Source organism: Psychrobacter sp. PSi21 (assembly GCF_054960615.1).
Map to the genome: position 1 here is coordinate 27,675 of NZ_JBHNYR010000019.1, position 25,063 is coordinate 52,737.

General features: G+C 49.8%; 22 protein-coding genes. 13 read left to right on the forward strand and 9 right to left on the reverse strand.

Annotated elements, in window-relative coordinates; all coding sequences use genetic code 11:
- Nucleotides 1–61 precede the first annotated feature (61 nt).
- The 3 genes from ACFI32_RS12305 (at nucleotide 62) to ACFI32_RS12315 (ending at nucleotide 3,113) form a co-directional block, all read left to right on the forward strand.
- The gene (locus tag ACFI32_RS12305) at nucleotides 62–1,369 is read left to right on the forward strand and encodes a phosphotransferase family protein (RefSeq protein ID WP_462626890.1); all 1,308 of its coding nucleotides are present in this window, start codon (nucleotides 62–64) and stop codon (nucleotides 1,367–1,369) included.
- 24 nt (nucleotides 1,370–1,393) lie between these two features.
- Nucleotides 1,394–2,119: a histidine phosphatase family protein gene (locus ACFI32_RS12310; protein WP_462626891.1), complete on the forward strand. Its 726-nt coding sequence runs from the start codon at nucleotides 1,394–1,396 to the stop codon at nucleotides 2,117–2,119.
- Nucleotides 2,120–2,243: 124 nt separating this feature from the next.
- Nucleotides 2,244–3,113 (forward strand): SDR family oxidoreductase, encoded by an 870-nt coding sequence (locus ACFI32_RS12315; RefSeq protein ID WP_462626892.1) that lies wholly within the window; start codon nucleotides 2,244–2,246, stop codon nucleotides 3,111–3,113.
- A gap of 74 nt (nucleotides 3,114–3,187) precedes the next feature.
- On the opposite strand, the gene ACFI32_RS12320 is transcribed toward ACFI32_RS12315, so the two are convergent.
- On the reverse strand, nucleotides 3,188–4,879 hold the full coding sequence (locus ACFI32_RS12320) for an AMP-binding protein (protein WP_462626893.1): 1,692 nt from the start codon (nucleotides 4,877–4,879) through the stop codon (nucleotides 3,188–3,190).
- Between the two features lie 45 nt (nucleotides 4,880–4,924).
- On the opposite strand from ACFI32_RS12320, the gene ACFI32_RS12325 reads away from it, so the two are divergent.
- Nucleotides 4,925–5,167, forward strand: a complete 243-nt coding sequence (locus ACFI32_RS12325) for a hypothetical protein (protein WP_462626894.1) — start codon at nucleotides 4,925–4,927, stop codon at nucleotides 5,165–5,167.
- A 123-nt stretch (nucleotides 5,168–5,290) separates the two neighbouring features.
- On the opposite strand, the gene ACFI32_RS12330 is transcribed toward ACFI32_RS12325, so the two are convergent.
- From ACFI32_RS12330 to ACFI32_RS12340, 3 genes are read right to left on the reverse strand one after another with little or no spacing between them, the layout of a single operon-like run.
- Nucleotides 5,291–6,085, reverse strand: a complete 795-nt coding sequence (locus tag ACFI32_RS12330) for an ABC transporter permease (protein ID WP_462626895.1) — start codon at nucleotides 6,083–6,085, stop codon at nucleotides 5,291–5,293.
- 14 nt (nucleotides 6,086–6,099) lie between these two features.
- Complete coding sequence (locus ACFI32_RS12335; protein WP_462626896.1) at nucleotides 6,100–6,936, reverse strand: ABC transporter ATP-binding protein; 837 nt, start codon at nucleotides 6,934–6,936, stop codon at nucleotides 6,100–6,102.
- Nucleotides 6,881–7,453, reverse strand: coding sequence for a hotdog domain-containing protein (locus ACFI32_RS12340; protein WP_462626897.1), 573 nt, complete (start codon nucleotides 7,451–7,453; stop codon nucleotides 6,881–6,883). Before ACFI32_RS12340 ends, ACFI32_RS12335 begins: the two co-directional genes overlap by 56 nt.
- A 169-nt stretch (nucleotides 7,454–7,622) precedes the next feature.
- On the opposite strand from ACFI32_RS12340, the gene xthA reads away from it, so the two are divergent.
- The 3 genes from xthA to ACFI32_RS12355 all read left to right on the forward strand — a co-directional run bounded on the left by xthA (nucleotide 7,623) and on the right by ACFI32_RS12355 (nucleotide 10,536).
- Complete coding sequence (gene xthA / locus ACFI32_RS12345) at nucleotides 7,623–8,447, forward strand: exodeoxyribonuclease III (RefSeq protein WP_462626898.1); 825 nt, start codon at nucleotides 7,623–7,625, stop codon at nucleotides 8,445–8,447.
- 71 nt (nucleotides 8,448–8,518) lie between these two features.
- On the forward strand, nucleotides 8,519–9,742 hold the full coding sequence (gene argJ / locus ACFI32_RS12350; protein ID WP_462626899.1) for a bifunctional glutamate N-acetyltransferase/amino-acid acetyltransferase ArgJ: 1,224 nt from the start codon (nucleotides 8,519–8,521) through the stop codon (nucleotides 9,740–9,742).
- Between the two features lie 395 nt (nucleotides 9,743–10,137).
- A complete protein-coding gene (locus ACFI32_RS12355) occupies nucleotides 10,138–10,536 on the forward strand; it encodes a DUF4377 domain-containing protein (RefSeq protein ID WP_462626900.1) in 399 nt (132 codons plus the stop codon).
- Nucleotides 10,537–10,662: 126 nt separating this feature from the next.
- Here ACFI32_RS12355 and ACFI32_RS12360 read toward each other — a convergent pair whose 3' ends face one another.
- Nucleotides 10,663–12,096 (reverse strand): L-serine ammonia-lyase, encoded by a 1,434-nt coding sequence (locus ACFI32_RS12360; protein WP_462626901.1) that lies wholly within the window; start codon nucleotides 12,094–12,096, stop codon nucleotides 10,663–10,665.
- 573 nt (nucleotides 12,097–12,669) lie between these two features.
- On the opposite strand from ACFI32_RS12360, the gene ACFI32_RS12365 reads away from it, so the two are divergent.
- Nucleotides 12,670–14,043, forward strand: a complete 1,374-nt coding sequence (locus ACFI32_RS12365; protein ID WP_462626902.1) for a solute carrier family 23 protein — start codon at nucleotides 12,670–12,672, stop codon at nucleotides 14,041–14,043.
- A 29-nt stretch (nucleotides 14,044–14,072) separates the two neighbouring features.
- Here ACFI32_RS12365 and ACFI32_RS12370 read toward each other — a convergent pair whose 3' ends face one another.
- Nucleotides 14,073–14,999 (reverse strand): DMT family transporter, encoded by a 927-nt coding sequence (locus ACFI32_RS12370; RefSeq protein ID WP_462626903.1) that lies wholly within the window; start codon nucleotides 14,997–14,999, stop codon nucleotides 14,073–14,075.
- A gap of 422 nt (nucleotides 15,000–15,421) precedes the next feature.
- Here ACFI32_RS12370 and ACFI32_RS12375 point away from each other — a divergent pair, with 422 nt between their 5' ends.
- Nucleotides 15,422–16,486 (forward strand): WG repeat-containing protein, encoded by a 1,065-nt coding sequence (locus ACFI32_RS12375; protein WP_462626904.1) that lies wholly within the window; start codon nucleotides 15,422–15,424, stop codon nucleotides 16,484–16,486.
- Between the two features lie 84 nt (nucleotides 16,487–16,570).
- Here the strand turns inward: ACFI32_RS12375 and ACFI32_RS12380 are convergent, their stop codons facing one another.
- Together ACFI32_RS12380 and ACFI32_RS12385 are read right to left on the reverse strand one after the other, a co-directional pair.
- Nucleotides 16,571–17,668 (reverse strand): alpha/beta fold hydrolase, encoded by a 1,098-nt coding sequence (locus ACFI32_RS12380; RefSeq protein ID WP_462626905.1) that lies wholly within the window; start codon nucleotides 17,666–17,668, stop codon nucleotides 16,571–16,573.
- Between the two features lie 12 nt (nucleotides 17,669–17,680).
- Nucleotides 17,681–17,845: a rubredoxin gene (locus tag ACFI32_RS12385; protein WP_199507880.1), complete on the reverse strand. Its 165-nt coding sequence runs from the start codon at nucleotides 17,843–17,845 to the stop codon at nucleotides 17,681–17,683.
- A 295-nt stretch (nucleotides 17,846–18,140) separates the two neighbouring features.
- Here ACFI32_RS12385 and ACFI32_RS12390 point away from each other — a divergent pair, with 295 nt between their 5' ends.
- Nucleotides 18,141–18,692: an adenine phosphoribosyltransferase gene (locus ACFI32_RS12390; RefSeq protein WP_462626906.1), complete on the forward strand. Its 552-nt coding sequence runs from the start codon at nucleotides 18,141–18,143 to the stop codon at nucleotides 18,690–18,692.
- Between the two features lie 125 nt (nucleotides 18,693–18,817).
- Here ACFI32_RS12390 and ACFI32_RS12395 read toward each other — a convergent pair whose 3' ends face one another.
- Nucleotides 18,818–19,759 carry a transaldolase gene (locus tag ACFI32_RS12395; RefSeq protein WP_462626907.1) on the reverse strand — a complete coding sequence of 314 codons (942 nt, stop codon included), beginning with the start codon at nucleotides 19,757–19,759 and terminating at the stop codon, nucleotides 18,818–18,820.
- Nucleotides 19,760–20,167: 408 nt separating this feature from the next.
- Between ACFI32_RS12395 and pheA the strand changes: the two genes are divergently transcribed.
- From pheA to ACFI32_RS12410, 3 genes are all read left to right on the forward strand, one after another.
- Nucleotides 20,168–21,355 carry a prephenate dehydratase gene (gene pheA, locus ACFI32_RS12400; RefSeq protein ID WP_462626908.1) on the forward strand — a complete coding sequence of 396 codons (1,188 nt, stop codon included), beginning with the start codon at nucleotides 20,168–20,170 and terminating at the stop codon, nucleotides 21,353–21,355.
- A gap of 128 nt (nucleotides 21,356–21,483) precedes the next feature.
- The gene (gene hisC / locus ACFI32_RS12405) at nucleotides 21,484–22,593 is read left to right on the forward strand and encodes a histidinol-phosphate transaminase (RefSeq protein WP_462626909.1); all 1,110 of its coding nucleotides are present in this window, start codon (nucleotides 21,484–21,486) and stop codon (nucleotides 22,591–22,593) included.
- A gap of 112 nt (nucleotides 22,594–22,705) precedes the next feature.
- Nucleotides 22,706–25,057: a bifunctional prephenate dehydrogenase/3-phosphoshikimate 1-carboxyvinyltransferase gene (locus ACFI32_RS12410; RefSeq protein WP_462626910.1), complete on the forward strand. Its 2,352-nt coding sequence runs from the start codon at nucleotides 22,706–22,708 to the stop codon at nucleotides 25,055–25,057.
- Nucleotides 25,058–25,063: the final 6 nt, after the last annotated feature.

Genomic DNA, 25,063 nt, shown 5'->3' on the forward strand with positions numbered 1-25,063 from the left:
ATAATCGCTATCAATAAATAGCCTAAGCAAATTAAACCAAAAATAGAATAGGGAGTACGCTATGGCCGATAACTCGACAAGCCATAAAGATGACCAAAACCACGATGATGATCATAGGCCAGACAAGCCCTTAAAAAAACCAGCTGACGATCATACTCATGCGACTGTATTAGACAAAGGCGGCGCAGTCCGTGATGGCGAAGCGCTGGATGTGGCAGCGGTGAGTGCGTGGCTGCGTGAGCAAGGTGTTGATATCGTTGGTGAGCCTGTCGTCACTCAGTTCTCAGGTGGTGCATCGAACTGGACGTACCGTCTACAATATGACAATCAAGACCTCATCTTGCGCCGTCCACCAAAAGGCACCAAAGCCAAATCCGCGCATGATATGGTACGTGAATACACAGTGCAAAACGCATTGGCAAATCTCTATCCTTATGTGCCAACGATGGTTGCATTATGTACCGATGAGACCGTGATAGGTGTTGATTTTTATGTTATGGAGCGCATCGCTGGGATTATCCCGCGTGCTGAACTGCCAAAAGACATTCAGCTTGATCGCGCCCAAACGCATCAGTTGTGTACCAACGTCATTGATGCATTGGTTGAGCTGCATCAAGTGAATTATCAGGACAACCCTGAGCTACAAGCTTTGGGGCGCGGCGAGGGGTATTGTGCGCGTCAAGTCGAGGGCTGGAATAAGCGTTACGCCAAAGCAAAAACGCCCAATGTGCCAAGCTTTGCGATGGTGCGGCAATGGCTCAGCCGCCACACCCCAGAGGACAGCGCCACTTGTGTGATTCATAACGACTGGCGCTTTGATAATGTGGTGCTTGATGTTGATGATCCAACCTGTGTGATCGGGGTATTGGATTGGGAGATGGCTACTTTAGGTGACCCTTTGATGGAGCTGGGTAGTGCGCTGGCGTATTGGGTGGAAAAAGAAGATAACTTTATCATGCAGCAATCACGGCGGCAGCCAACGCACCTCGATGGCATGATGACCCGTGAGGAAGTGGTCGCCTACTATCTTGATCATACTGGCCTTGAGGTGGACAACTGGATATTTTATGAGGTCTTTGGCTTATTTCGCCTCGCTGGTATTGTGCAGCAGATATATTATCGCTATTATCACAAACAAACCCAGAACCCAACGTTTAAGAACTTTTGGGTCATCGTTCATGTACTTCACGCCAAGTGTCTGAAGCTGATTGCCAAACATGAAGGTGAGGCTTTGTTTATCAAACATTTGCAGCCGCATTTACATGACATGGGGGTCGATACCGCAATGGTTATGCAGCTACCAAGCCCTGTACAAAAAGTGGTAAAAAGCATCTTACCCACTGGGTATTTTGATGCCGACGCGCAATAATAAGGATAACAATAGGCGGTCACTATGATTACCATCCTCTTGGCCCGTCACGGCCAAGCCTCTTTTGGGCACAGCAATTATGATCAGCTCTCAGCGTTAGGCTTCCAGCAAGCTCAGCTTTTGGGCGCGCATTATGCTCATACCAAGCGGCATATCGATGCCATTTATACGGGTCAGTTGATACGCCAGCAGGACTCAGCACGACATTTTTGCAGTGCCTATCAAGCTGCTGGTTTGGGTGAGCCTTTGGTGCATGAGGTACTGCCTGCGTTTGATGAATTCAATCACAAAGACGTGTTTGTTAAGTCAAACCTAAGTTTTAGTAGCCAAGCTGCCATCGCCACCGAAATTGCCAAAGCCCCTGTACCCAAGCAGCGGCTTGCTGAGCTGTTTGATGAGGCGATGCAGCGCTGGCACGGCGGCGATTATGATACTGATTATATCGAGAGCTGGTCGCAGTTTAGTACACGCGCGCAGTCAGCGCTGGCAGATATCTGTCAGCAAGCCACGTCACTGGCGTCAGCGGATGATGATTGTACCGTACTTGTCTTTACCTCAGGTGGTGTGATTGCTGCTATCACGGCGCATTTGCTGGGGCAAGGCAGCCAAACCGCGTACCAAATTAACAAAAGCCTTGTGAACATGGGCGTGACAGCAATCAGCGTGCGCGAACATGCGCCCCGCTTGCTGTCTTTAAATGAATACAGTCACCTGTTCGATAGCGGCGAGCGTCTGATAACATGGCGATAAATCGATAAAATTTTGGTAATATAAGGCGGCTTTTGATACATAACCGCCACTCAGCTGTGCGGTTATACTGTCTATACTGTATTTAACCACTTTTATATATTGCCATACCTATAAAGGACTGCCCATGCAAAAAAAACTGATGCGCCTGGTTACCCAAACCGCCAAACATAGCAAAGAGCACGCCTATAGCGCCTTGCAACCTGCCAGCTATCTAAAAGGACGGCGTAAAGCGCAGGTAGGACGCGGCAAGACCATCATCATCACGGGTGCCAGCTCAGGATTGGGCGAAAACATGGCGCGCTTGTTTGCAAAGCTTGGCTATAATTTGGCCATCTGTGCGCGCCGCGTAGACCGATTGGCGCAGCTTAAAGACGATTTGCTTGCAGCGTATCCTGATATTCGCGTTGAGTATCGCGCGCTTGATGTGTCCGATTACAAGGCTATTTTTGAAGTATTTAACGCCTTTGCGACTGACTTTGGTCATATCGATCGGGTAGTGGTCAATGCGGGTGTGGGCGAGAGCCGCCGTATTGGGAAAGGGCGCTTTGAAACCAATCGCCGTACTGCTGAGATCAACTTTGTGGCGGCATTGGCGCAGTGTGAATCAGCCATGCAAATTTTCCGTGCCCAAAACAGCGGTCACTTGGTGGTGATATCGAGTATGTCGGCGATGCGCGGTTTGCCCAAGCACATGACCACGTATGGCGCGTGCAAGGCTGGATTGGCTTATTTGGCAGAAGGGATTCGTGCGGATATGCTGCTGACTAAGTTGCCCATTCAAGTCACCACTGTGTATCCGGGTTATATCCGTACCGAAATCAACGAAAATGCCAAGCCGTTACCCTTTGAGGTTAGCGCCGACAAAGGCACCAAGGCCATCGTTGCTGCCATCGAATCAGGCGTCGCCGAAGCCTGCGTACCCAGCTTGCCATGGTCGATCGTTGGTCAAGCGATGAAGCGTCTGCCGCTAAACGTGGTGAACAAAATCAGCTGATCACCTCAGCTTAACAACAAAAACCCGCTATCACGATAGCGGGTTTTTGTCGCGTGATGCTCAATTCATGCCGATCAAGCGCTTTTTGCCAAATGGGTCTCGCGCAATTTTTGTCGCAAGACTTTACCGACGTTACTTTTTGGTAACTCATCGACAAACTCGACATAGCGCGGGCATTTATAGCCAGTGAGATTGTCCAACGCAAAGTCCTTAATCACTGCTTCGGTCACGTGGTCGTCGGCGCGGATCACGTATAGCTTGACCGATTCGCCTTGCTGCTCATCAGGCACGCCAATCACCGCACAATCCACCACGCCTGTACAGTTGAGCATCACTGATTCGATCTCATTTGGAAACACATTAAACCCTGAGACCAAAATCATGTCTTTTTTGCGATCGAGCAGGGTAAAGTAGCCATTTTCATCCATACTGACAATATCACCAGTACGGAAAAACCCATCTTTGGTAAAGTACTCGCGGTTATCACGGTTGTGATAGCCTGAGGTGACGTTGGGGCCACGGATACACATCTCGCCTGCTTGGTTGACACCAACAAGCTCGTCGTTTTCATCAATAACGATGACGTCTAGGCTGGGCGCAGGCATGCCAATGGTGCCATTAAACTTGCGATCGGTTGGAATATTGGCCGTACCTGCTGCCAAGCATTCGGTCATGCCCCAACCTTCTACCATCGGGCAATTGGTCACTTCAAGCCAGCGCGCGGCGGTTTGCTCGGTGGCTGCCATGCCGCCTGCTTGTGAAATGTGGAGCGCGCTAAAGTCTAAATACTTAAAATCGGGCTGGTCGAGTAGGCCTTTAAATAAGGTATTGACCGCTGGGAAAATATGAAACGGCTGTTTGGATAAGGTTTTGACAAATCCCGGTAAGTCGCGCGGATTGGGCACCAAGATAAAGGTATACCCTGAGCGCATACCCAATAGGCTCAGCATAAAGGCAAAAATATGATATAGCGGCAGCGCCATCACCATATTGATATAAGCCTCATCAATCTCTGAGGTGACAGGGCGATACCATGCTTCCGACTGTAGTCCTGCAGCTACGATATTGCGCTGGTTAAATATCGCGCCTTTGGACAATCCTGTGGTGCCGCCTGTGTATTGCAAGATGGCTCGCTGATCTAACGACATTTCTTTTGACACAAAGGGCAGGTTTTTACCACGGCGCAGCACATCGGGGAATTTGATGACCTCATGTTTGGGATCATTTAGATTGTATTTGGGCACCAACCGCTTGACTTGGCGGATGACGGTATTGACCAAGATGCCTTTTAACCCCATCATATCGCCCATCTTTGACAGTACGATGCGTTTGATGGCGGTTTCATCGACCACTTGCTTTAACGCCTGCGCAAAGTTGTCTACCAAAAAGATAACCTCTGCGCCAGAGTCATTGAGCTGATGGCGCAGCTCGCGACCAGTGTAGAGCGGATTGACTGGCGTACATACATAGCCTGCGCGCAAAATACCAATCATGATCGGCAGGTATTGCGGCACGTTGGGCATCATGAGTGCCACAATACTGCCACGCGGCAGTCCTTGCGCTTGTAGCCATGCCGCTACTGCAATCGAGGCTTTATCGACATCGTCATAGGTGTGGGTCACGCCCATACAAATGGTGACGGGATGATAGCGGTAGCGATTAAAGCATTCTTCATACAGCTCAATCAGATTGCCATAGGCATCAGGATCGATGGTTTTGGGCACACTTTCAGGATAGTTCGCAAGCCAAGGTTTGTTCACTGTCATAGTCAGCGTCCTCCAAATTTAATGATTTATGTTAGAAAGCGTCCAATGGACGTCAGTCACATCCATGTCAATAACACAAATCAGCGCGGACGCGGCTCCAATCCCGCTTGGCGCAACAACATCCTTGTTTCATTGACGGGCTGCTACGATCGTGCTGCCATCATCCTGCATCACTGCTTATCCCAGCAGCGTCCACGCTATCCAGCAGTAGGTAGTAGGCAGTGTCTATCGCAGCTGGCGGGTCAAACAAAACGGGCAGTCACTGGGGCAGGGCATAATGAGCACTGATTAAAGAGTAGCATAGTGCCGATTGACTCTTGTACGGCTAAGCAAGAACTTAGCAGTTTGTGAAAAATACTGGACAAAACGGTTGAAAGGGTTTGTATGTTGCTGTTTATAAAGAAAATTACGTCACGGTGATAAGATAAGTTGTTGCTTGTCGTTAAAAAAACGGCGATAAATGAGCAGCGCACTGATGGTGCAACCAAGGGTGCTGCTGGCACAAATCAAAAACATGGTAACGATTTGGTAGCGTACCGCCTGCGTTGGATCTGCGCCTGCAAGGATTTGTCCTGTCATCATCCCTGGTAAACTAACAATACCCACCACCAGCATAGAGTTGAGCGTTGGCGTCATGCCATTGACAATGGCGGCGCGTATGGACGCATGCACCGCCTCAAAAGGGGTGGCAGATAACGACAGGAGCATCTCGATACGGGTGTGCTGCTCATAAAAGGCAGTGACCAGCTGGCTACTGGTGAGTGAAATGGCAGTCAATGAGTTGCCCAAAACCAGCCCTAAGATGGGGATGATAAACTGCGGGGTATACCACGGCTCAATATGCAAAATCAGTACAATTGCCACAGCGGTGACTGACAGCGCTGAGGTGGCTACCGCTATCAATGTGTCTGTCCATAAGCCTTTGTAAGCACGTTTGACGCGATTTTTTGCGGCAGTCGCGGCAATCAAAGTCATGATGGTCAGAATGGTCAGCACCTCATACCACTGCTCGCGAGCAAAGACCCATGCCAATATCAGCCCGATAAAGCTGAGCTGGATCACGGTACGACATGCCGCCATCAATAGCGTCCCTGTCAGCCGTAAGCGCAGCCGCCATGAAATCGCCATCACCACAAGGATAAGACTGCTGGCCAGTGCCACATCGGTATAGGTCAAAAACGCTTGTATTTGGCTGCTGCCATCCATAACCCTTTGTCCTTTTATCCGTTACTGATGTTTGTCAGTACACCTGCGCGCATCTGCCAATGCTGGTCTGCTTGTGGCAAAATACTGCGAATATCGTGCGTCACCCATAAAAGCGTGCGCTGCGGCGACTCATGCAGCCAATGCAGCAACATTGCGATCAGTTGCTGCGCTGTGTCGCCATCCAGTGCTGCCGTTGGCTCATCTAACAATAGGACGCAGGGATTTAGTTGTAATAAGCGCAAGGTGTTGATCAGTTGCCGCTCCCCGCCAGACAGTTGCGCCGCTGACTGAGCCAGCAACGCCGCATCACGGCTAAGGCGGGCAAGCTGCTTATGATGCCAGCCGATATCAAAGTGTTGTTTTTGATGTGCTTGCAAACGGTAGGGCAGCTTAAGGTTGTCCAGTGCACTGCCTTCTATCAGTATGGGATGCTGTGCCAATAGAGCCACTTTTGCGCGCCAGTGTGTCGGCGTGGTCGTACTGAGCGGCTGGCGCGTTGGTGAATGGGTAGGTGTGTAAGGGTCAGGCGCGCTATGATAATACACCTCGCCTGAGTGGATAGGCGACAATCCAGCAAGTGCTTTGAGCAACACCGATTTGCCGCTACCCGAAGCGCCAGTCAGTACCGTCAGCTGACCTGAATGCAGCTGCCCACTGGCATTATTGACCAATATCTTGGGCGATGGTTGGCGCTCAGATAGTTGCGACGTAACTGACAGCCGATCAAAGGTCAGCATGGGATTTTGGCAAACAAGCGGCTGGTGATCGGTTTTGGTCATATCAAGGATCGCGGTTTCAATTGAGGTTTTGCGTTGCTGCTTGCTGCGTGATGGCGCGCTGAATGCTATCATAGAGCTTTTGTGGCACTCTGATCGGACGCATCGGTGCCAAGCTGGCATCAGCGTCAGATTTGACTTGGTTTTGCACGCAAGCAATCACCACCTGACCGCTACTGAGTAGCGTATCGCTGGGCGCGGTGTCTTGAGCGTCATTCGCTGTGGTATCAGGCGCCGCGCGGTGAATGCTTTGATAAAACGTCATGCTGGCGGGTTTTAACGCTACCCGATCGATACGTACACTGATGGTATCGTCCAGCAAAATGGCCTTGCGATATTGCAACTGGACTTGGCTGACCACAAAATGCTGTATATCGCCGTTATCGGTTTGCAAAAAATAGCCATTTAGACCCAATTGAGTAAACCAGTCGCGGCGGCAGTTTTCAAAAAACACTAAGTGATTGGCATGATAGACAATGCCGCCAGCGTCGGTGTGGTTGATATAGACGTGATAATCGGTGGCAAATAGTGGCGGCAGCGTGGCATCCGTGCCAGAGGTATTGTTTTTGGTGTGCGGCTTTATCGTAGACATAATAGGGCTCAACAAACAGACGAAAAATAAGCAAGTAATGGCCGTTAGGCAGCTTGCCAGCAAAGATAAATGATAACAAGATAAACCGCCGCATGATAATGCACAAGCCTATTGGGCGGTAAAACCTGATATCAAGAGACATTCACTCAAAACAATTATAGGATAAGGCATGACCCGTTTTGTCAGTTTTAATATAAATGGTATCCGTGCGCGTCAGCATCAGCTGGAAGCCGTACGCGATGTAATCGACCCTGATGTGATGGGGTTGCAAGAAACCAAAGTCCATGATGAACAGTTTCCGCTCAAAAACGTCGAGGGCTTGGGCTATCATGTCGAATATTTTGGGCAAAAGGCGCATTATGGCGTCGCGCTACTGTCAAAAGTTGCGCCTATCTTTGTGCAAAAAGGCTTTCCAAACGACGATGAAGACGCGCAAAAACGCTTTATTCATGCTCGCTACGAACTACAAGGTCGCGAAATCGACGTACTGAATGGCTATTTTCCGCAAGGCGAAAGCGCCGATCACCCCACCAAGTTTCCAATGAAGCGTGCATATTATGCCGACTTGATGGCTTATATTGACACGCTAAAAGCCGAAGGGCGCTCGCTGATCGTGATGGGCGATATGAACATCTCACCTGCGGATATCGACATCGGTATTGGTGACGCCAATGCCAAACGCTGGCTTAAAAACAGAAAATGCTCCTTTTTGCCAGAAGAACGCGAATGGTATGATGCGCTACTGTCACGAGACCTGACCGACACTTATCGTTTGCATTATCCCACCAGTACCGAGCTGTATAGCTGGTTTGATTATCGTAGCCGCGGCTTTGATGACGATCCCAAGCGCGGTCTACGTATCGACCATATTTTATGTACCCCTGATCTGACCTCAATGTGTGTTGATGCAGGCATCAGCTATCCACTACGCGCCATGGAAAAGCCCTCAGACCATGCGCCGATCTGGTCAGCGTTTGACTTGGCTGAAGACTGAGCGTATCGCGCGCTCTATTAAGCGGTTTTATCCCATTTATCTACCACAATAAACAAATAAGGATTTTTTTTATGGCTGTCGGAAATGTTGCTGTACCCAATACCATCTATCCCATCGAAGGCATCAAACTTAGTGCCACGGCTGCTGGCGTGCGCTACAAAGATCGTGATGACTTGGTGGTAATAGAAATCGCTGACAACGCGGCAACCGCAGTGGTCACCACCAAAAATGCCTTTTGCGCCGCGCCAGTACGTATCTTGCGCACCCATTTTGCCGAGCAAAGCCCACGTTATTTGGTCATCAATACGGGTAATGCCAATGCAGGTACAGGGGCAGATGGCAAACGCCGTGCAGAAGCCATTTGTAGTGCACTGGCGGACAAAGCTGGGGTAGATACCGCCGCAGTATTGCCGTTCTCAACAGGGGTGATCGGAGAGCCGTTAAATAGCGATGCGGTTATCGCAGGTTTGGATAGCGCCATCGCCAACCTCAGCGCTGACAGCTGGTTAGCCGCTGCCAATGGTATCCGTACCACCGACACCGTGCCCAAAATAGCCAGTGAGCAACTGGATGTAGAGGGCACACGCTATCACATCACAGGGATATCTAAAGGCTCTGGCATGATTCGCCCAAATATGGCCACCATGCTCGGCTATGTGGCGACCGATGCCAACATCGCTGCAGATGTGCTGCAAGAGATGCTCAGCCGTATCAATGAGCAGTCGTTTAACCGCATCACTGTCGATGGCGACACCTCGACCAATGACTGCTGCGTGCTTATCGCTACTGGTAAAGCCAGTGACGACATCATCGACAGCCCTGAGCATCCGCACTACCAAGCGTTGTTTGACACGTTACAAGCCGTGTTTGTGCGTTTGGCACAGCTGATCGTTCGTGATGGTGAAGGCGCGACCAAATTTATTACCGTGAAAGTCACAGGCGGCAAAACCACAGAAGAATGCTGTGATGTGGCCTATGCCGTGGCGCATTCTCCACTGGTAAAAACCGCCTTTTTCGCCAGTGATGCCAACTGGGGACGCTTGCTGGCAGCCGTTGGCTATGCAGGTGTTGAGGACTTGGATACTGAGCAGGTGGATGTGTCGCTGGATGACGTGATGATTTGTCAAAATGGCGGCGTGGCACCTGAATACACTGAAGCGGATGGCAACCGTGTGATGAGTCGCCCTGAGATCACGGTACACATCGATCTTGCACGTGGTGACGCCAGCGATACGGTCTATACTTGCGACTTGTCCTATGACTACGTGAAGATCAATGCCGATTATCGCAGCTGATTTATGGCGCACTTTTGCAGATAGCTGCTCGTGTTTTTTTAGTGTGAAAGGTAAATATAACGTGCGATGTGAATACGATATATTCACATCAGTTGCAAATGCTGACGTGATGTTACAAAGCAGCCATAGATGGCAAGGTTTTGCCGAGTCTATACTGGTACGCAGTAAAACAACAAACAGTAATGGCTGATGTTTTGGTAAACGATGACAAGCGTTGTTTATCTGTCGATTGCCATAGAGAGTTTTGATAGTAACAAATGGATAATCATCAGTAGTTTTGAGGTCTGATTTATTATTTGTGATTCAACTGCTAAGCCAATACTGTTCATAGAAAACTTACTGGGTTTTGCAATTTGCATATTGAACGATATTAATAATAAACTGAGGAAAGACATATGAAAAAGCTAGCAATCGCCGCATTGATGACCACTTTTGCCCTAGCAGGCTGTTCGACTATGGACATGAACGACGAGCGTACCATGGTGGTTGAAGGACAGCCAATGAACGTAAAAGTTGTGAACATTCCAAGCTTTGAAGTCGAAATCGCTCCGCGTAAAGCTGTTTGTGAATTTATGACATCTAACGGCAGCAAGATTGAGTCTGAGTGCTTGCAGTATCGTCAAACTTATCAGAAAAACTTCAACACATTGAACGGCACCATTCAGGGTTTCACCTATGAGCCAAACTATCGCTATGTGCTTGATGTTCGTCAAGAAGCAGTAGCAGATACAGACTCAGGTATGGTTAAGCCAGTATGGTATTTGAACGAAGTGGTATCAAAAACTGCTGAATAATCGCTGAGATGTTTGACAGCGCAGCACATATTCGATAAAAAAGCCTCTATCATGATAGAGGCTTTTTTGTGCGTGATGAAAAGTGTCATGGTCAGTACTCGTCACCCGTACTGATAACCAGCGCTGTTAACACTGGCTGTAGTTGACACTCACGCCATGAGTGGCTGTGGGAATGCGATTGTCTGCATACACCGCCAAGCCACCGCGTGCCGTTTCTTTGTATTTGTCGGACATATCAGCGCCTGTTTCTTTCATGGTTTGGATGGCCTTGTCCAGCGATACCAAATGTTGCCCATTGCCGCGACAGGCAAGGCGCGCCGCGTTGATGGCTTTGACCGCGCCCATCGCGTTACGTTCAATACAAGGTACTTGTACCAAACCGCCGATCGGGTCGCACGTCAGACCCAAGTTGTGCTCGATACCAATCTCAGCTGCATTCAAGCATTTGGCAGGGTCGCCGCCCATCACTTGCGCAAGGGCGGAGGCCGCCATCGCACAGGCTGAGCCAACCTCACCTTGGCAGCCGACCTCAGCGCCAGAGATAGACGCATTTTGTTTGATCAGGCTGCCGATAGCGGTGGCATTGAGCAAAAAGTCTCGTACGCCTTGCTCACTGTAGTTTGGCAAAAAGTCGCGGACATAATGCAAGACCGCAGGGATGATACCAGCAGCGCCGTTGGTCGGTGCAGTGACCACCTTACCACCATTGGCGTTTTCCTCATTGACTGCCAGCGCGTACAAATCCACCCAGTCCATTGCCGCCAGCTTGTCCGTTTGGGAGATGGGTTGGTCTTTTTCGGCGCACAGCTGTGCATAAAGATCTTGTGCGCGGCGCTTGACATCAAGACCACCGGGCAGGATGCCATTGTTTTGGCAGCCTTGGGTGACGCAGTCTTGCATCACGTCCCAAATGGCATCCAAATAGGCAAATACGGCAGCCTCATCACGGTAGTGGCATTCGTTAGCAAGTACCAGCTCACTGATGCTCAGCCGATGTTCACGACACTGTGCCAACAGCTCGGCAGCATCATTAAAAGGATAGGGCACGGCATCAATGGTTGGGCTGGCATGATCGGTATCAGGACTGGTGGCATCGGCTTCGTTAATGACAAAACCGCCACCGATAGAGTAGTAGGTCTGCTGATAGCGTTGACCATCGGATAAAATAGCACGGATGGTCAAGGCGTTGGGGTGATAGGGCAGTACCATATCATCATGCCAATAAATATCTCGCGCCGTATCAAAGTTGATCGTGTGAGTGCCTGCGACATTCAGCACTTGATCATTAAAAATAGGCGCAAGGTAGTCACTGGTCATGCGCGTATCGATGGTGCTTGGGGTATGCCCCAGTAGGCCTAAAAAAATGGCGGTGTCGGTCGCGTGGCCGTGCCCAGTAGCGGCAAGCGAACCGTATAGCTCAACCTCAATGCGAGTGACATCGGTTAAGTCAAATTGCGCTGCCAAAGAAGCCAAAAACAAATTGGCCGCGACCATAGGGCCGACCGTATGTGAGCTTGAAGGGCCAATACCGATTTTAAATAAATCAAAGACACTGATCATAAGGGTTACCAATATTATCAATTAAGTGGTTAAATAAGTGCTCAAATAACAAGCAAATCGCCATGAGGGGCACACATTAAAGCCAAGCCAAACAGATACTCAATAAAGCACTGCCGCACATTATAGCCGTCATCTTATGGCGCTACGGTTAAGGGGGTCAGTATACGCATGAGTAGATGCAGCGGAATGGGGCGTCGTCTATGATGTTGTGTAAACGTGGCAGTACGGATGATGGGTGAATAATCGCTTTTGTTTATGATTAAATTCCGTTATGATGCTGAGCATCAACGCTTATGTAACATCCTGTAAGTTTGCGCGATCCATCACCGTATCACGGTGCGCAGCCAAGCGGTGGGCTTAGTAAAACATATCTGCTCTGAGACATCTAGACAAATTTGGCAATGGCACACAAATAGTATCGGCCGTATCAGGCAGGTAGACTGCTACGCCAAAGCAGGCAGGTAGGTGACACTGCACGGAGAACATAAGCGTGAGTAAGCTTTTTTTTCTCCTTCAATCCGTCTGAGTGAATATTGCGCTAATATGAGCTTGGATCACATAGGATAAGCGCGCATGACCTCTCATCCAGATCATTCTGCAGATGTAACCACCCCTTCTAGTGATACCGTACCGTTACCCTCCAATCCAGATTTTGACAATGGTCAATGGTTCCCCACATGGCGACCGTTTAAAGGTGATCTTGACCGCAATCCTGTTGGCATCAACGAATACCTCCCTGCCTCAAAAAGCCTACTGCTGGGTGTGCAGCATACCTTTGCGATGTTTGGTGCGACGGTGCTGGCACCCTTATTGATGGGTTTTGACCCCAATCTGGCCATTTTGATGTCAGGGATTTGTACGGTGATGTTCTTTATCATCACAGGCGGCCGTATGCCCAGTTATTTGGGCTCAAGCTTTGCCTTTATTGGCCCTGTGATTGCGGTGACCGCTTATGCCGGTTCAGGTTTTAATGACAATCTCAATGTCGCGCTTGGCGGCATTATGGCCTGCGGGATACTCTATGCGCTGGTGGGACTACTGGTCATTAAGACGGGGACGGGCTGGATTGAGCGTTTAATGCCACCAGTGGTCACCGGTGCTATCGTGATGATTATCGGTCTGAACCTTGCGCCTGTGACGATACAAGGCGTCTCTGCCAATCAGTTTGATGCTTGGGTCGCCGCACTGACCGTATTATTGATCAGCGGAGTGGCGGTCTTTACGCGCGGTATGTTACGCCGGTTGCTGCTATTGGTCGGCTTGATATTGTCTTATATAGCATATTTTGTGTTGACCAATATCATGGGGCTAGGCGCGGCCATTGATTTTAGTCAGGTCGCCGCTGCGTCTTGGCTGGGACTGCCCAGTATTCATACGCCGCGCTTTGAGCTGAGCGCTATTATTTTGATTGCGCCCATTGCCTTTATCTTGGTTGCCGAAAACCTCGGTCATTTTAAGGCGGTCGAGGGTATGACCAAAGCGCGTGTCACTCCGTATATGGGACGCGCATTTTTAGCTGATGGTTTGGCGACGACTTTTTCGGCAGGGTTTGGGGGTACAGGCGTGACCACGTATGCTGAAAATATCGGCGTGATGGCGGTGACCAAAGTCTATAGCACCACCATCTTTGTGATGGCAGGCTTGGTGGCAATATTATTGGGATTATCGCCAAAATTTGGCGCTATTATCCAGACCATTCCGCCTGCACTCCTTGGCGGTGCTTCCATCGTGGTTTTTGGTTTGATTGCGGTTGCTGGGGTCAAAATCTGGATCGACAATCATATTGATTTTAGCAAAAACAGCAACCTGATTATCGCGGCAGTCACGGTCATTATGGGCACAGGTAATTTTAGCCTACATCTTGGCAGTTTTGATTTGGGCGGTATTGGCACGGCCACCTTGGCCGCTATTGTGCTAAACGCGCTGTTTAATCGTCAAAAGCCATAATCAATAAATGGTGTTGGCAGGCACGTATTTTATGGGCGTTTGTAAAAGCGTGAAAAAAAGCGGTATTGGCGCAGGGCACGCGGTTTGGGTTTTAACGAGCCCAAATAAATGGCAAACATGGTCAGCGCCGCGCCGCCCCACTGTAGACCATTAATGGGCTTGTCCAGCCACGTGTAATCAATCACTAAGGCGGCGACAGGCTCAGTCAATAGCAGCAATCCTGTCAGCGCCAGCGATAATTTTGGAATCGAGTAGGCGATCAAGCCCCACGCCAAGCACTGCATCACCGCACCGTATACCAAAATCCAGCCAATATCTGCCATGGTGTTGGGCATAATATGCCCAGCGTCCAAAATCAGCATCGGTACAATCATCGCCAGCACGCCGCCAATACTGACCAGTTGCATCAGCACAAAGATTGGTGTCGGCTCGGCATCATGAGTCTTACGAATAAAGGTCATGGACGCCGCCAGCATCGCCCCAGAGACAATCCCTGTGACAAAGCCCCAAGTGGCATTGGTATTGTGTGAAAACTCAGGGCTGCCGATCATTGCCACACCCAGCATGGCCAGCACCAAACTTGCCAGCTGCACAATCGACTGGCGCTCATTAAAATACAAAAACCCAATCGCGGCCAAAAAGAAAATCTGCAAGCTGTTCAGTAGCGTGGATATTCCTGGGCCAACGGCATGAATGCTCTCATGCCACAGTGCCAAATCCAGACCCAAAAATGCGCCAGAGAGCAGGCCAAAGACAATAGCACGACGAGAGTGCGGCAGTTTTTGGCCGCTGAATTTTGCCAATACTGCAAACACGATACCAGAGACCGCCAAGCGCCAAAAAGACATGGCCCAGCCACCAATATCCACATGTGCAACGATCAAGCTACCCAGACCAAAAATAATACAACCAATGGTCAGACCAATAGCAGCAGAGCGGGAGTCGGTGACAGCCATAAGCGATCCTTACGATATCGTAGTCGAAAAAAGTTTGTTGCGGTGGTTTGTTATGACCAAAAAAAAGACAAACACTGACCGCCCTATAGCATGCCAAGAGTGATTGGTCATGTGGGTGTATCATCAAAAGTATGGCTGTTGATAGATAGGGTAAAATAAGTGAACAGGGCGATACTTTAGGTAGGCCGCACAGATAGCGGACAAAAAGTATAGGTTGTCGTTACATATTTACAGGATGTGTATTGGTCTTAGCCTTGGAATTTGTTACCCTTTCAGCTAAAAATGGGCTAATCTTAGCCATCATACTATACGCCCCGATCATCTGTCGAGCGCTGTGATAGGGTCATATTTTCCTAGCGTTTTATCTGTAGTGTTCTTATGATCGGGAAGGTTTAATGATGCCCTCTACTCTAGGTCTATTTATGTCTTTAAGTAATACTTATATTCGTCGTGTGTTAACGACCAAGATAACTTTACCAACAAAATATCTGTCTTTTTCTTCTCAAGCCGCAATGTTTGCAGGTTTGCTGTATGGTAGTTTATTGACCATGCCAGCGGCGCATGCTGCCAGTTGTCAGCTGCCCAAAAGCTACTATAAAAATGTCGCTTGTACTGCCAATCGCAATTATTTTTTGGCAACCAAAGATTTTGGTGCGCCTGTGGCACTGATTGACAAAAGTGGCAAGCCTGTCGCGAACCTGTCGCGCTACCAAAGCGTGGCCGCGGACAAAATCGCAGGCGGCCTCATGCCAGTGCAGCGCAGTAGCCGTGTTGGGTATATCAACCTGCAAGGGCAGGAGGTGATACCGACCATGTATGATCGTATCAGTGATGGCAGCGGTTGGGCGCGACCAGTGTCTGAAGGCCGTATTGTGGTCAAACGCGCAGGCGACTTTGGTGTGATCGATACCAGCAACCGAACGGTTTTTGCGTTTGCAGGCGATGTTCGTAATATTGAGGATTATCGCAGTGGCACCGCGCAGGTCAAACGCCGCCAAGGCACCACCAGTATTGACAAAAATGGCAATCTGATATCAATGCCATCAGAACCAAAACCGTCACCCAATGAGCAGATGCCGAGCAGCAATCCTCTCAGCGCCAGCAGTGAGCCAAACATCACTCCAATAAAGCCGCAGATACCCACCGCTGCGCCCGTTACCACTTGGACACCGCGCAAGCAAGATGGACGCTGGGGCTTTATTGATGATCAAGAAGAGATCATGATTAATTATTCGTTTGATGAAGTCAGGCCGTTTTCTGAACAGCTGGCAGGCGTGCGCATTGATGACAAATGGGGTTTTGTCAATCTGGGCGGAAGGCTGGTGATCCCGTTCCAATTTGCTGATAGCGATGCGTTAGACCGTGACAATTATCATGGCGTACCAGCATGGGTGTTTAAGGACGGTAAGGCATGGGTCAGCACGCTTAAAAATGGTCAGAAGGTGTGTATCAATACTAAAGGTGAAACAGTGGACTGCTCAGATTAGATAATGATGACGGTTTAGTATCATCATCCATAAAAAAGAGACGCTATTGATAGCGTCTCTTTTTTGTACGATTATTTATGCCGCTTACGCCAGCAAATGACTGCGAATCAAATCAACCAAATAAGGCTGATAATAGTCAGGTAGATCGTGTGCCATACCCTCAACCAGATGGAAAGTAGCGTTGGGGATGGTTTTGGCAACCACGCGGCCCTGAGAGGGCGGTAGTAAGCCATCTGCACTACCATGAATCACGATGGTGGGCGCTTTGACTTGTTTGCTAAAGCGACTGATCGAGCCTGATGCCAAAATCGCATTGAGCTGCTGCACTGTGCCAAGGGGATGGAAGTTACGCTGATAACGCAGTTTGGCGATCTCACGTACCGTGCGTACATTGACATGACCGGGCGTGCCGACCGTTTTCATAAACCAAACACTATGACGTACGATGTCACGCTCAGAATGACTCTCTGGACGGTTGATCAAAGTATAGAGCTGCTTGACCTTTGGTGGTCTTAAAAAGGCGCGATTGGTGGTGGTGAACAGTAGTGCCAGTCGCTTGGTCAAACTGGGATAACGGGCGGCGACGATTTGGGCAATCATTCCGCCCATAGACGCGCCCAGCAAGTGGGTGCTGCCCAGATGCAGTGCCTTGATCAAGCGAGCGGTGTCTTCTGCCATATCAGTCAAATTGTAGGCGACCTGCTGGCTTTTATTAGATAAGCCAGTTTGCAAGCGCAGCATCATTTTGAGCTGACTGACACGCGGTAAGCCCTCAATTTGTACTTTAGAAGACAGGCCAATATCACGGTTGTCAAAGCGAATCACAAAAAATCCAGCATCAATCAAGCGCTTGATAAAGTTGTCTGGCCAAAATACCATTTGTGAGCCAAGGCCCATGACCATCAGCAGGGGTGGGTGGTTTGGGTTACCGCCTGCCTCAACACACAGCTCAATGCCATCGCCGATATCGATCATCGATTGATACAAATGCTCGCTCAGATCGGAAACCCGCCAGCGGTGCGGGCCAAACTTTTCCCAATCGGGCGTTGGGTATTGCTCAGAGCTATTGACAAGGCCAGTCGCATCGTCAGTAGCTTGGCGTGAGTCAGTATGGCTACTGGTCGCCTGCCGCTCATCAGTGCTGACTGATTCGGCGTCTGTATCGTTGTGAGAGTGCATCATGGGCGCTCCTGCTTAAAGTTCTACCATCTCAAAATCAAGTTTACCGACACCGCATTCAGGACAGGTCCAGTCATCAGGGATGTCATCCCACTTGGTGCCTGGAGCAATGCCTTCTTCGGGGCAGCCAAGTGCTTCATCATAAATCCAGCCACAGACGATACATTCATAACGTTTCATAAACAGTCCTATCATAGTTACCAATTCTATAGTCCAATTACAGACCACAAAAACGCACGTAGTGTAGCATATATCTGATTTATACGTGCTTAAGTTTACACTTGTATATTGAGATGGCCTCGCACTTATCAAGTCACCGTAGCATATTTATGGTGCCGCTGCTGTGCCATAAGGGTAAGATTTTGGCCGCTTTTGCCGTCAGCACGGACGAATTATGCTATGATAGCCACCAAAAATTTGAGCTGTTTTTCACTCTTTAAACAGTTAACCAGCCATATCTAAAGTAAGGGTTACTATGAGCGCTACTGACGCGGCACATTCATCTACAACAACGCGAAATACCGATCACGCTTTTTGGGACATCATTCGCACCGTGCCAAACTTCCCCAAAGAAGGGATCGATTTTTATGACATCACGCCGCTACTGCGCAGCCATATCGATGCGGTGATCGATGCGCTATTGGACGCTTTGCCAGAAGGCTTGATGGATGAGGTGGACTGCTTGGGCGCGGTTGAAGCGCGCGGCTTTGTATTTGCAAGCTTGCTGGCAGGTCGCTTGGGTAAAGGCATGATCTTGCTGCGTAAACCTGGCAAACTGCCACCACCTGTGGCCAACAAATCTTATGCGCTAGAGTATGGTAAAGACACGCTTGAGATGCAAAACAACCTGCCACCTGAGCGGGTGCTGCTCGTTGATGACATTCTTGCCACTGGTGGTACGCTAAACACGGCTTATGAGCTGTGTCAATCTGCGGCGCATACCGTTGTCGGGGTCTTGGTATTGCTGGATTTGGTCGATTTGCATGGCGAGTTTCCTGTGCCTGTATATACGGTATTAAAAGCATAAAAGGCTGATCATTTAAGCCTGCAACATAAAAAAGCGCCCTGATGATGGGCGCTTTTTTATGGCTTATACTTTATGCTTTAAAGTATTAAGTGTGTGCCATGTTTTAGCCAATTAACGGCGAACAATTAACGGCGAATGGCGGCCAATGTTTGTGCCAGCTCATCACGGGCATTGATAAAGCCATCAATGCCTTTGGGTAATAAGCTTTGAGTGACTTTGTCTTGTTGGTAGGCGGCGCTAAATTCTTCATGCGTCAAGCCCACACGGGTCATTGGTGCCAGTGCTGTGGCCATCTCAGGAGATAACTGGCGCGGCACGTCGACATCCAGCGCCGCCAGCTTATCGATCAAGTCCGGCGCGATGGTGAGCAAGTCGCAACCTGCCAGCGCCAATATCTGCTCTACTGAGCGAAAGCTTGCGCCCATGACCTGCGTGTCGTAGCCGTGCTGTTTGTAATATTGGTAAATCAGCTTAACCGACTGCACACCCATGTCTTCACTCACAGGTATTTGCTGGCGGTTCTGCTGGCGTTTTTGCCAATCCAAAATACGACCGACAAAAGGCGAGATCAAGGTAACGCCTGCATCGGCGCAGGCCACTGCTTGATGCTGACCAAAGAGTAAGGTTAAGTTGCAGTGAATATTTTGTGTTTCCAGATAGCGCGCCGCTTCGATTCCTTGCCACGTGGCGGCCATTTTTATCAGTACCCGCTGTGGATCGACGCCCGCTTTTTGGTAAGCGTCAATATAGGCAGTGGCTTTATCAATCGTGGCCTTGGTGTCATAAGACAGCCTTGCATCAACCTCGGTGGACACGCGCCCATCGATCAATGTGAGAATATCGCAGCCAAGCTGAACGGTCAGGGCGTCAATCACCGCGTCCACATCACCTTGGTGGCGGCTCATGGTTTCTGCCAGCATCGCTTGGTTGTCGGGGTGGGTCAGCGCCTTGGTGATCAGGCTTGGGTTGGTGGTGGCGTCAATCGGCTTTAGGCGGCCAATGGCGGTCAGATCACCAGTATCAGCGACAATTGTGGTCATGGTGCGAAGCTGTTGTAATGCGCTCATTTTTTATCCTTATTGTGAGAGTGGGTGGCAAAGTCGGCTAATAGAAAAGTTGGCTAATAGAATAGCTGAAACTGTAACACAGTTTTGGGCTTGGGTTCGCCCTGAGTTTGCCGCCGCTTGGTAATGCTTGACGACGCTGCAGGGTACGCTTGTTTTGTCATTTACAGGCATTTATTTTATTTAGCGTATTTACGCATGGGCACTGTGCGCAGTTTTTGCTATAGTAGGGGCGGCTGGTAGGTCATCAGCCAATACAGTATGTGCCTTCTTAACCTCTTCTTAACATCGTTGTGACTGTTTAAGAAAACTGACTTGAGGTAAATTAAGTGATCAGGCGCAGCCCCAAATGACCCAGCACCCATTCTCATCATAGTGATCAATAACAGTTCTAAAAAAGGATAGGCGGTAATGAGCGAGCAGTCATCAAATCAACAAAACGACAATCTAAATCAAGTGACTTCTGATGTCAGCGATAGCACAACCGACCAAGTGTTTTTAAACGGCCTGCGTCAAAGCATTGATGCGGTAGACTGTGAGATCCAGACCCTGATCAACAACCGTGCCAAGTTGGCGCAGCAAGTGGCGACGGTCAAAAAAGAGCACAATCTAAGCAGTAAAGATGCCAAGGGTGAGACGCAAAACCCCATCTTTTATCGTCCTGAACGTGAAGCGCAGGTGCTAAAAGCGGTAATGGATCGCAACACAGGCCCGATCGCTGACGAAAAGATGGCGCGCTTGTTCCGTGAAATCATGTCGGTTTGCTTGGATTTGGAAGCGCCGCAGCGCATTGCCTTTTTGGGGCCTGTAGGTACCTTTACTCATGCCGCTGCGCTCAAACACTTTGGTAAAGCTGCTGATACCATGCCGCTAAACACCATCACTGACGTGTTCCGCGAAGTAGAAGCAGGCACCGCCATGTACGGCGTGGTGCCAGTTGAAAACTCTTCTGAAGGCGTGGTCAATCACACTTTGGACGGTTTTTTGTCTTCAACGCTTAAAATCATCGGTGAAGTCGAGCTGCCCATTCACCAAAACTTCTTGGTCGCCGAGCATACCAAGGTTGATAGCCTAAGCCGTATCTACTCACATCAGCAGTCACTCGCCCAGTGCCGTCATTGGCTTGATGTGAACTTCCCAAATGTAGAGCGCGTCGCGGTCTCTAGTAATGGTGAAGCGGCTCGCCGCCTCAAAAACGAATGGCACTCTGCCGCCATTGCAGGTGATGTGGCTGCGGCTGAGTATGACTTACACAAGCTGTATTCTAATATCGAAGACAACCCAAGCAACACCACGCGCTTTTTGATCGTTGGTCACGAGTCAGTTGCCCCGTCAGGTCAAGACAAAACCTCCATTGTGGTCTCGGCGCATGACAAAGCAGGCGCTTTGATTGAGATATTAAAGCCATTGTCGTATCACGGCGTATCGATGACCAGTATTGAGACGCGTCCTGAGCGTCCAAACAAATGGGCTTATGTCTTCTTTATCGATATGAATGGTCACATCAATGATGCAAATGTCAGCGCCGCCATTGCTGATATCCGTCCTTTGGTAAAAGATTTGCGCGTGCTGGGCTCGTATCCAAAAGCCGTCCTATAATAACTATGAGTGATGATATGGTCGTATCAGCCTACAAAACGAGACCATATAACAAACGATAACGGCATATATCATTTTGTTTGAATAATAATAGCCTATAAAAAGGGCGCAGACCCCTAAGGATTTTTATGTCAATGAACGATTTATCACCGCTGATCCCTGCTTATGACAGCATTTTGGCACTGACTCCTTATCAAACGGGAAAGCCTGCCGAGGAGCTGACACGCGAATACGGTGTCTCAGATGTGGTCAAGCTGGCAAGTAATGAAAATCCAATGGGCTGCTCACCTTTTGTGACACTGGCGATCACCGAGCAGCTGGGTCAACTGGCTCGTTATCCTGATAGCAACGGCTATTATCTCAAGCAAGCCATTGCGGATTTTACCAATGTCCCTAATGAGTGCATCACACTGGGTAATGGTTCAAATGACTTACTAGATATTTTGGCGCGTAGCTTTGTCGGTCATAATGATGCGGTCGTCTATAGTCAGTATGCGTTTGCCATGTATGCCTTAGTGACACAAATGCAGGGCGCGGTGAGCATTGAAGTGCCTTCACATCGCTATGGTCATGATCTTGAGGCCATGCGTACGGCGGTACTGGACAATGATCATGCCAAGCTGGTATTTATCGCCAATCCAAACAACCCAACAGGGACGTTGTTGACACGGGCGGCAGTACGCGAGTTTGTGGCTGGCCTGCCAAGTGATGTCTTGGTGGTACTCGATGAATCCTATATCGAATATACCCCTGAGAGCAGTCATCAAGCGCTGCTCGATGATTTTGATAATGTGGTCATCGTGCGTACTTTTTCAAAAGCCTATGGGCTGGCAGGATTGCGCATCGGTTATGCGCTCAGCTCAGCACCAGTGGCTGATCTACTGAACCGTATTCGTCAGCCGTTTAACGTCAGCCGCCTTGCCCTTGCGGCGGCTGAAGCGGCACTTGGCGATCAAGCCTTTATCGAGCAGACGCGCACGACCAATCAAGAGCAAATGCAGTGGCTCACCAAGCAGTTTGATGCCTTGGGGCTGGCTTTTATTGCCTCACAGGCCAACTTTGTGATGGTAGAAATGGAAGACGCGTCAGCGATTTATCAAGCGCTGCTTGAGCAAGGGGTCATCGTTCGGCCATTGTCCAACTACGGCTTAGAAGATTGGCTGCGTATCACGGTTGGGCTGGCAGAAGACAACCTACGTCTGATTGACACGTTACGTTCTATCTTAAACGACGACTAAACGGCAGCAGGTGTGACACCCCAGCCAAACCGTTAACTGTAAATCAACCGCTGCATGGCATCGTGATCGTGATGTCATCAGTGCCAAGCGTGATCATGTTAAGTTACTCGTTATGCAAAAAACACTTTCAAAGACATCACTCCTAACCGCCGCGCCGCTGTTTCAGCAGACGTGTGTGATTGGTTTGGGGTTGATTGGTGCCAGTTTGGCTCAAGCCATTAAAGACAACCAGCTCAGCGCTCGCATCACGGCGGTAGATCGGCATGCCGCCAGCGTGACCGAAGCCATTGATGACGGTTTGCTGGATGCGGGTAGTGCGCTGCTGGATGAGGTGGTGGCAGGTAGTGACTTGATCGTCATTGCAGTGCCTGTCCAAGCGGTACAGCCGATATTTCAAGCGATTAAGGCCGCGATGGACAGTGGTCAGCTGTCGCCCGACTGCGTGATCATGGACGCTTGTAGCACGAAAGTTAATGTGATTGAGGCGGCAAGAGTCGCCTTTGATGATGCGTTGCCTGAGGGCTTCGTACCCGCGCACCCGATTGCAGGCGCTGAAAATTCGGGCTACCATGCTCGCCGCGCCACCTTATTCGCCAATCACAGCGTTATCATCTGTGAGCTGCCAAGCAGTAGCCGTGGTGCCATCAAAAAAGCGCGACTGTTGTGGGAAGCGGTCGGTGCCAATGTGATGGCGATGGCTGCCGATCACCACGATTCGATACTGGCGCACACCAGCCATCTGCCGCATCTGCTTGCGTTTAACTTGGTCGAGCAGCTGGCAAGTCACGATGATAATCTAGACATGTTCCGCTATGCGGCGGGTGGTTTTCGTGACTTTAGCCGCATCGCTGCCAGTGATCCAAAAATGTGGCATGACATATTTTTTGCCAACCAAAGCGCCATCGTCAGCGCCCTTGATGAATACGGCGTGTATTTGCAGCACCTGCGCCAGCTTATTATTGATCAAGATTCGACCGCCCTAATGGGACTTTTGGGCCGAGCGCAAGCCGCGCGGCGACATTTTGGTCATATGTTAACCAGCACCCCTTATACGGATACTTCTACCATGTCATCTTCTTACCTGATTACGCCCACCAACACCGTCTCTGGCACCATTGCCATTCCGGGTGACAAGTCCATCTCACACCGTAGTATCATGCTCGGTAGCCTTGCTGAAGGCACAACGCACGTTTCTGGCTTTTTGGAAGGGGAGGATGCCCTTGCCACGCTACAAGCGTTTCGTGATATGGGCGTGAGCATCGAAGGGCCTGATAATGGCAATGGCAAGTTGATCATTCATGGCGTTGGCATGCATGGCCTAAAACCAAGTAAAACCCCGCTATACATGGGCAACTCTGGCACCAGCATGCGCCTATTGTCTGGTATTTTAGCCGCACAAAAATTCGATAGCGTGCTGACTGGTGATACCAGCTTAAACAAGCGTCCGATGGAGCGTGTTGCCGCGCCGCTACGCACCATGGGTGCGGTGATCCAAAGTACGGGTCATAGTGGCACGGCACCGCTTAGCATCACAGGTCGTGATACGGTTGGCAAGCCCTTGCAAGGTACTGAGTATGATATGCCGGTTGCGTCAGCGCAGGTAAAATCATGCTTGCTGCTGGCAGGCCTATGGGCAGAGGGTACCACGACGGTCACTCAGCCTGAGATCAGCCGTGACCATACCGAGCGTATGCTGTCGGCCTTTGGCTATGAGGTGACCGTCGATGGCAACCGCATCAGTGTGACGGGCGGCGGTAAGCTGACCGCTGGTGATATCGCCGTGCCTGCAGATATTTCTTCAGCTGCTTTCTTTATGGTGGCTGCTGCCATCAGTCAGGATAGCGAGCTGACGTTAACACAAGTGGGTATTAACCCAACGCGCACGGGTGTTATCGATATTCTCAAATTGATGAATGCGGATATTAGCCTCAGCAACGAGACACACGTTGGCGGCGAACCTGTGGCAGACATCACCATTCGCAGCTCAAATTTGGTTGGTATTGAGATACCAGAGCATCTGGTGCCACTTGCGATTGACGAGTTTCCTGTATTGTTTGTCGCTGCCAGCTGTGCCCAAGGGCGCACGGTGTTGACAGGGGCTAAAGAGCTGCGCGTCAAAGAGTCAGACCGTATTGCCGTCATGGCAGAGGGGCTGAGTACCCTTGGGGTGGATTGTACGGTTACTGACGATGGTATTATTATTGATGGCAAAGGCGCGCACCGTAACGCGCTAGCAAGTGGCGATAATGACACTGTTGACAACAGCCAGCCTGTCTTTGGTGGTGGTCATATCATCTCACACCACGATCATCGCATTGCCATGAGCTTTACGGTGGCCAGCTTGCGCGCCGCTGAGCAAATCACGATCGAAGGCACGGAGACGGTCAATACCAGCTTCCCTGATTTTGCCGCATTGGCCAATCATATTGGTATGAATGTGCAAGTCAATAGCAGTGAAGACTGATACCCA